Origin of the sequence: Halomonas sp. IOP_14, assembly GCF_021021315.1 — a bacterium.
Classification (GTDB): Bacteria; Pseudomonadota; Gammaproteobacteria; order Pseudomonadales; family Halomonadaceae; genus Vreelandella; species Vreelandella titanicae.
Map to the genome: position 1 here is coordinate 49,922 of NZ_JAINWD010000015.1, position 6,309 is coordinate 56,230.

The 6,309-nt window shown below is 52.6% G+C and carries 6 protein-coding genes and 3 tRNA genes; 4 read left to right on the plus strand and 5 right to left on the minus strand.

Going from position 1 to position 6,309, the window contains the following annotated elements:
- Nucleotides 1-17 precede the first annotated feature (17 nt).
- Nucleotides 18-1,316 carry an NCS2 family permease gene (locus K7H09_RS12845; protein ID WP_009286934.1) on the minus strand — a complete coding sequence of 433 codons (1,299 nt, stop codon included), beginning with the start codon at nt 1,314-1,316 and terminating at the stop codon, nt 18-20.
- A gap of 228 nt (nt 1,317-1,544) precedes the next feature.
- Nucleotides 1,545-2,174, minus strand: a complete 630-nt coding sequence (locus K7H09_RS12850; protein ID WP_230804825.1) for a riboflavin synthase subunit alpha — start codon at nt 2,172-2,174, stop codon at nt 1,545-1,547.
- A 565-nt stretch (nt 2,175-2,739) separates the two neighbouring features.
- Here K7H09_RS12850 and K7H09_RS12855 point away from each other — a divergent pair.
- From K7H09_RS12855 to K7H09_RS12870, 4 genes are all read left to right on the plus strand, one after another.
- On the plus strand, nt 2,740-3,798 hold the full coding sequence (locus K7H09_RS12855) for a methionine ABC transporter ATP-binding protein (RefSeq protein ID WP_022523241.1): 1,059 nt from the start codon (nt 2,740-2,742) through the stop codon (nt 3,796-3,798).
- Nucleotides 3,779-4,432 (plus strand): methionine ABC transporter permease, encoded by a 654-nt coding sequence (locus tag K7H09_RS12860; RefSeq protein ID WP_022523240.1) that lies wholly within the window; start codon nt 3,779-3,781, stop codon nt 4,430-4,432. The genes K7H09_RS12855 and K7H09_RS12860 overlap by 20 nt, the downstream gene beginning before the upstream one ends.
- A 102-nt stretch (nt 4,433-4,534) precedes the next feature.
- A complete protein-coding gene (locus K7H09_RS12865) occupies nt 4,535-5,326 on the plus strand; it encodes a MetQ/NlpA family ABC transporter substrate-binding protein (protein WP_007114419.1) in 792 nt (263 codons plus the stop codon).
- 97 nt (nt 5,327-5,423) lie between these two features.
- Complete coding sequence (locus K7H09_RS12870) at nt 5,424-5,906, plus strand: GAF domain-containing protein (protein WP_027957467.1); 483 nt, start codon at nt 5,424-5,426, stop codon at nt 5,904-5,906.
- A gap of 93 nt (nt 5,907-5,999) precedes the next feature.
- Here K7H09_RS12870 and K7H09_RS12875 read toward each other — a convergent pair.
- The 3 genes from K7H09_RS12875 to K7H09_RS12885 all read right to left on the minus strand — a co-directional run bounded on the left by K7H09_RS12875 (nt 6,000) and on the right by K7H09_RS12885 (nt 6,274).
- Nucleotides 6,000-6,076, minus strand: a tRNA-Val gene (locus tag K7H09_RS12875).
- 22 nt (nt 6,077-6,098) lie between these two features.
- A tRNA-Val gene (locus K7H09_RS12880) sits at nt 6,099-6,175 on the minus strand.
- 22 nt (nt 6,176-6,197) lie between these two features.
- Nucleotides 6,198-6,274: transfer RNA gene (locus K7H09_RS12885), tRNA-Val, on the minus strand.
- Nucleotides 6,275-6,309: the final 35 nt, after the last annotated feature.

Genomic DNA, 6,309 nt, shown 5'->3' on the forward strand with positions numbered 1-6,309 from the left:
AAAGTGGTAATGATCAATCAAACCAAGAAAAGGTATCTTGTCGCAAACAGCAACGCCAAAATAATCACCGCCGGATTCAGGTCGGCAAAACGGCCCGACAACGCCTTGATCGCTACATAGCTAATAAAGCCAAGCGCAATACCTTCGGCAATCGAGAACGTCAGCGGCATCGCCAGGGCGGCAATCAGTACCGGCGCGGCGTCGGTGGGGTCTTCCCAGTTCGCGTGAGCCAAACTTCCTGCCATCAATACCGCCACATACAGCAGCGCACCTGCGGTAGCGTAGGCCGGAATAGAACCCGCCAGCGGAGCGAAGAACAGGCTGATCAGGAACAGAACACCAACCACTACCGCCGTTAACCCAGTACGGCCACCCGAAGCGATACCCGCCGTCGATTCAATGTAGCTTGTGGTGGTGGAAGTACCCAAGGCGGCACCCGCCATTGACGCGGTGCTGTCGGCCATCATGGCGCGACCAATGCGCGGTAACTTGCCATCCTTGTCCAACAGCTTGCCGCGGTGAGCAACGCCTACCAGGGTGCCGGAGGTATCAAATAGATCCACAAACAGGAAGGCAAAGATCACGCTAAGCATCGCCACATCCAGCGCGCCCATCAAATCCATCGCCATAAAGGTAGGTGCAATAGAGGGTGGCATCGACATCAGGCCCCCATACTCATTATGGCCGAGCACCATTGCAACAATAGTAATCCCCAAAATCCCGATCATGACGGCACCAGTCACTCGCAAGTAAGAGAGCGCGGTAATCACAAAGAAGCCCAGCAGCGCATAAATAGCCGCGGGTTGGGAAAGATCACCTAAGGAAACAAAGGTCGCGGGGTTGGCAACCACGATACCGGCGTTCTTAAGCGCTATCATTGCCAGGAAAAGGCCAATACCAGCGGCGATCCCCAACCGTAACGTCATAGGAATGGAGTTAATGATCCACTCGCGAATTTTAAAAATACTCAACAAGAAGAACGTTAGACCTGAGAAGAACACCGCCCCCAGCGCAGCTTCCCAGGTATAGCCCATCCCCAGCACCACGCCGTAGGTGAAAAAGGCATTCAAACCCATGCCTGGCGCCTGAGCTATCGGGTAGTTAGCCCACATCCCCATGACGAAACAGCCAATCGCTGCCGCTAGGCAAGTGGCGACGAACACTGCGCCGTAGTCCATCCCCGCTTCAGACAAAATGCTCGGGTTGACAAAGATGATATAGGCCATCGTCAGGAAGGTGGTGATCCCGGCGATAACTTCTGTCTTCACGTTGGTTTTGTGCTCGGAGAGCTTGAAATAGTTATCCAGAAGTTTCATGAATCTTTTTATCCTTAGCGCTAACGCCGCATGAGTATGCGTTCTGGTGCTGAGAAAAGCCGCACATACTACCGAAACGCTCGCTGTGATGCGAGCGCCTCAGCGTAGCGACCAATGTTGGCGGAAATCGCCCGCCGCCTAATGTCTAGCAATCTTTAGGCCATGAACTAACCGATCGGTCAACCCATTAACCAAAAAAGCTGATTATTGCCATTGCCGCGTCACTTACTAAACGCCGCTTTTTTGAGAAAGCACTCGCTCAACGGTTTCAACGATCACCTGGGTTTGCGGGTCAATTTCAATATTGACCTGATCCCCGGGGGCTCGATCTTGAAGCGTGGTACGCGAAAGTGTCTCAGGAATTAAATTGACGCTGAACTCCACATCCCCACTTTCAGTGGGGCGTACATCCCCAATGGTCAAACTAATACCGTCCACCCCGATATAGCCCTTTTCAAACACGAATCGGCGCAGTCGTTCCGGCAGCGAAAACCATAGCCGACGGTTGTTGGGCGCCTCTTCGATGGCCACCACTTCTGCCATGGAAATGATGTGGCCTGACATGGAGTGTCCGCCTATCTCATCACCAAAGCGCGCCGCGCGCTCTATATTGACGCATTGCCCAGGGGTGATTGCACCAAGATTAGTCAATCGCAGCGTTTCACGCATCAAATCAAAACTAACGCTATCCCCCTCTATGGCCGTTACCGTCAAGCAAACGCCGTTATGAGCAACAGACGCTCCGACCTCAAGCCCTTCGCGCATCGCGGGGGGCATTTCCAACACATGCACGCGAAAATCATCCAGCTCGCGTACCGCCACAACCCTGGCTACCCCTTGCACAATGCCAGTAAACATAAGGCGCTTTCTCCTCATCTAATAAAAAAGCCGTGTAATTCAAATAAGTCGTAAAGAGCAAGTAGCAAAAGCGCTCAATGAATGGCGCAAGCTTCCTACTGCTCCCTCACCGCCGTGCATTCTGCCTTGAGGGTTTCTTGATCCCGCCATTCTACGCCATTGACTTTTCTATGGCTGCTTTCAACTCAAGGTAACTTCATCCAGCTGCACATCTTTAAAAACGCACGCACAGAACTAAAAACTTAAATATTTATAAAAATCAGAAAATAATGCTGACTCGGCGACTTACAACATAAAATCAGATGGATAAAATTGACAAGGCAGCGACCTATCTCTAAAATTTTGCCGCAAATGTAATGACGCCGATTTGTACCCAGATTGCGGGCGTCCACCTAGTCTATGGCTTAGTATTTAGCCTACTGATTGAGTGAAGTGCAGCTAAACGGGTGTGTCCAGCGTTGATGGCCACCCATTGGGGTGGCCTTTTTTATTTTCTATTCGATACTGGCCCTCCCCCAGCTCGCATCCCGCACTCCGTCTTCGGCCTACCGTTAAGGCAGACGCTATGATTGAACTTAGCAACGTCAGTAAAACCTATTTCAGTAACAACAAGGGCAGCGGCGCAAATGCCGTCCATGCACTCAAAAATGCCACTCTCAGTGTGCCCAAAGGCACTATTCACGGCGTCATCGGCCTCTCCGGCGCAGGTAAATCAACGCTAATTCGCTGCGTTAATCTCTTAGAGCGCCCCACGAGCGGCAGCGTCACGGTCGATGGTCAGGAAATGACCCAGCTGAGTAACGCCGCGCTTAATCGTGCGCGTCACCGTATTGGCATGATTTTTCAACACTTTAATCTATTGACCACACGCACGGTGTTCGACAACGTTGCCCTGCCTCTAGAACTAATGGGGCAAAAACGCCACACCGTCCGCGATCGCGTTATTCCGCTCCTGGAGATGGTAGGCCTGGCAGATAAGGCCAACCAGTACCCTGCTCAGCTTTCCGGCGGTCAAAAACAGCGTGTGGCGATCGCCCGGGCGCTAGCCAGCAAGCCGCAGGTGTTGCTCTGTGATGAGGCAACCTCTGCGCTAGACCCACAAACCACCAGTTCAATACTGGAACTGCTGCGCGATATTAACCACCAACTGGGCATTACCATCCTGCTGATCACCCACGAGATGGAAGTGGTCAAATCGATTTGCCACCGGGTGAGTTTGATCTCGGACGGCGAACTGGTGGAAGACGCTGAAGTCGGCGACTTCTTTACCGCTCCGCGTACCCAGCTTGGTCGTGAGTTTCTTAACGACTTCCTCCAGCTAACACCGCCCAAAGAGCTGATTGAGAGACTCCTTGATGCCCCAGGCGAAAACACCCACCCTGTGGTACGCCTAACCTTCTCTGGCGATGCAGTCTCGACGCCGCTGATTTCCCGCCTTGCTCGAGAGTGCGGGGTCGATGTCAGCATTTTACAAGCAAAAGTAGAGTCGATTCAGGAGCGCACCCTGGGCCTGATGATTGCGGAACTACTCGGCTCTCCGACGCAAACCCAGCAAGCCATGCACTATCTCGAATCTCATCAACTGCAAGTGGAGGTACTCGGCCATGTCCAGCGCAATGATTGATCTCATTTTACAGGCCACGCTGGATACCCTTTATATGGTGGCCGTTTCAGGACTTATTTCTACCCTCGTCGGCTTGCCCCTTGGGGTAATGCTGTACGTTACACGCCCACGGCAAATATTGGCGAAGCCCGTACTTAATCAAGTACTGAGCATTATTACCAACGTTGGTCGCTCCATCCCGTTTATTATTTTGATGGTAGCGATCATTCCTTTTACGCGCATGTTGGTGGGCACCTCGATTGGCATTAATGCCGCGTCGGTACCGCTCACAATTGCCGCTATTCCGTTTGTCGCTCGGCTTGTCGAGGCTGCACTTAATGAAATCTCGCCAGGGTTAATTGAAGCCGCCCAAGCCATGGGCGCAACGCCTTGGCAAATTATTCGCAAGGTGCTGATTCCGGAAGCTCGCGGCGGGATCATGACGGGTTTAACCATTACCGTTGTCACGCTGGTAAGTTACTCCGCCATGGCCGGCGCAGTGGGCGGCGGTGGTCTCGGCGACTTAGGTATCCGCTACGGCTACAACCGCTTCAACCCAACCATCATGCTGATTACCGTGGTTATTTTGGTCGTCATGGTGCAGGGTTTTCAGAGCTTGGGCGACTACTTGGTACGCAAAAGCGATCGCAAGTAGCCACTCGTTTATTTGTCATCCATTATAACTAAAATGCATTAGACAACAGTTTTTTATTGCCGCATCATTGCACCATCTATCAAAATGCCACTGGAGAGATTCATGCAAAAACTGATTATTGGCAGCCTTACCGCCCTGGCGCTTGCCGTTAACGTCGCCAATGCTGAAACGCGCAGCATCAAAATGGGCACCGTTGCGGGCCCTGAAACAGAAGTGATGGAAGTTGCAGCGCGCATTGCCAAAGAAGAGTACGACCTTGATGTAGAAATCATCGAGTTCACTGACTACGTTACCCCGAACGCAGCCCTTGCAGACGGCAGCCTAGATGCCAATGCCTACCAGCATGAGCCCTATTTGCAGTCGATGGTCGACGATCGTGGCTATGACCTGGCAATCGCTGGTTACACCTTCGTGTACCCGATTGGTGCTTACTCAGAAAAATACGACAGTATCGACGACCTGCCTGACGGCGCACAAATCGCACTGCCCAATGACCCTTCAAATGAAGGTCGCGCGCTGATCCTGATGCACAACGAAGGCCTGATCACCCTTAACGATCCAGAATTTCTCGAATCAACACCGATCGATATCGCTGAAAACCCCCGCGACTTCCGTTTCCGCGAAATAGAAGCCGCCCAACTCCCCCGCGTGCTGCCCGATGTCGACATGGCGTTCATCAACAACACCTTCGCTCAGCCTGCTGGCCTAAGCCTGGATGACGCCTTGATCAAAGAGGGCCCCGAGTCTCCTTACGTCAACCTGATCGCGGTTCGCGGCGGTGACGAAGAGCGTGAAGAGATTCGTCAACTGGTCGACGCCTATCAGCGTGATGAAGTGATCGAGAAAGCCGAAGAACTATTCAAAGGCGCAGCAGTTCCTGGCTGGATCGAGTAATACCGCAAGCCATCAATAGATGACGTCAGGCCGACACGCATAGGTAACCCCAAATGCAAAAGTGTCGGCCTGTTGCGTTTGTAGCAAAGGATCCCTCATGCAAAACAGTGTTGACTACCCTCTTCTCAATCGACAGCTTGAAGCGCTGCTCGATACACGTGATTGGCTCACCAACAGCGCGCAAACCTGTGCGTTTATTCACCAACAGCTTAGCGACTTAAACTGGGTAGGCTTTTACCTTCAACGCCAGCCTGATGTGTTAGGTCTAGGCCCTTTTCAGGGGCAGCCCGCCTGCCACCCGATTCCCTTTAGCAAAGGCGTATGCGGCGCGGCTGCTCGCCAACAAACTACCCAGCGAGTGGACGACGTACACGCGGTTGCCGACCATATTGCCTGCGACGCCAACTCTCGCTCTGAACTGGTGATTCCCATCGTAGTCGATGGCAACCTATGGGGCGTACTGGATTTGGATAGCCCGCTGGAGGCGCGCTTCACACAACAAGACCAAGCAGGCATTGAGGCCCTGGTAGCAACGTTTATGCGCCAAACTGACCTACCCGACCTAATTCAAAAGAGCTAGTTAAAAGCCATAGTCTACAAAATAAAAAACGCCATATAACACCCACACAAAAACGCCCCAAGCATCACTGCCTGGGGCGTTTCTGATAAAAGCTGGTAGGACCAGGCGGATTTGAACCGCCGACCTCCACGATGTCAACGTGGCGCTCTAACCAACTGAGCTATGGTCCTGAAAAGAGGTGTGGCATAAGGCTGGTAGAACCAGGCGGATTTGAACCGCCGACCTCCACGATGTCAACGTGGCGCTCTAACCAACTGAGCTATGGTCCTGAAAAGAGGTGTGGCATAAGGCTGGTAGAACCAGGCGGATTTGAACCGCCGACCTCCACGATGTCAACGTGGCGCTCTAACCAACTGAGCTATGGTTCTATTGCGCTATCTGTTCTATTGCACTTTCTGAGATG

Excerpts from the sequence above, each read along its gene's own strand:
- K7H09_RS12845 (WP_009286934.1), bottom strand. The coding sequence starts at position 1,316 with ATGAAACTTCTGGATAACTATTTCAAGCTCTCCGAGCACAAAACCAAC.
- K7H09_RS12850 (WP_230804825.1), bottom strand. The coding sequence starts at position 2,174 with ATGTTTACTGGCATTGTGCAAGGGGTAGCCAGGGTTGTGGCGGTACGC.
- K7H09_RS12855 (WP_022523241.1), top strand. The coding sequence starts at position 2,740 with ATGATTGAACTTAGCAACGTCAGTAAAACCTATTTCAGTAACAACAAG.
- K7H09_RS12860 (WP_022523240.1), top strand. The coding sequence starts at position 3,779 with ATGTCCAGCGCAATGATTGATCTCATTTTACAGGCCACGCTGGATACC.
- K7H09_RS12865 (WP_007114419.1), top strand. The coding sequence starts at position 4,535 with ATGCAAAAACTGATTATTGGCAGCCTTACCGCCCTGGCGCTTGCCGTT.
- K7H09_RS12870 (WP_027957467.1), top strand. The coding sequence starts at position 5,424 with ATGCAAAACAGTGTTGACTACCCTCTTCTCAATCGACAGCTTGAAGCG.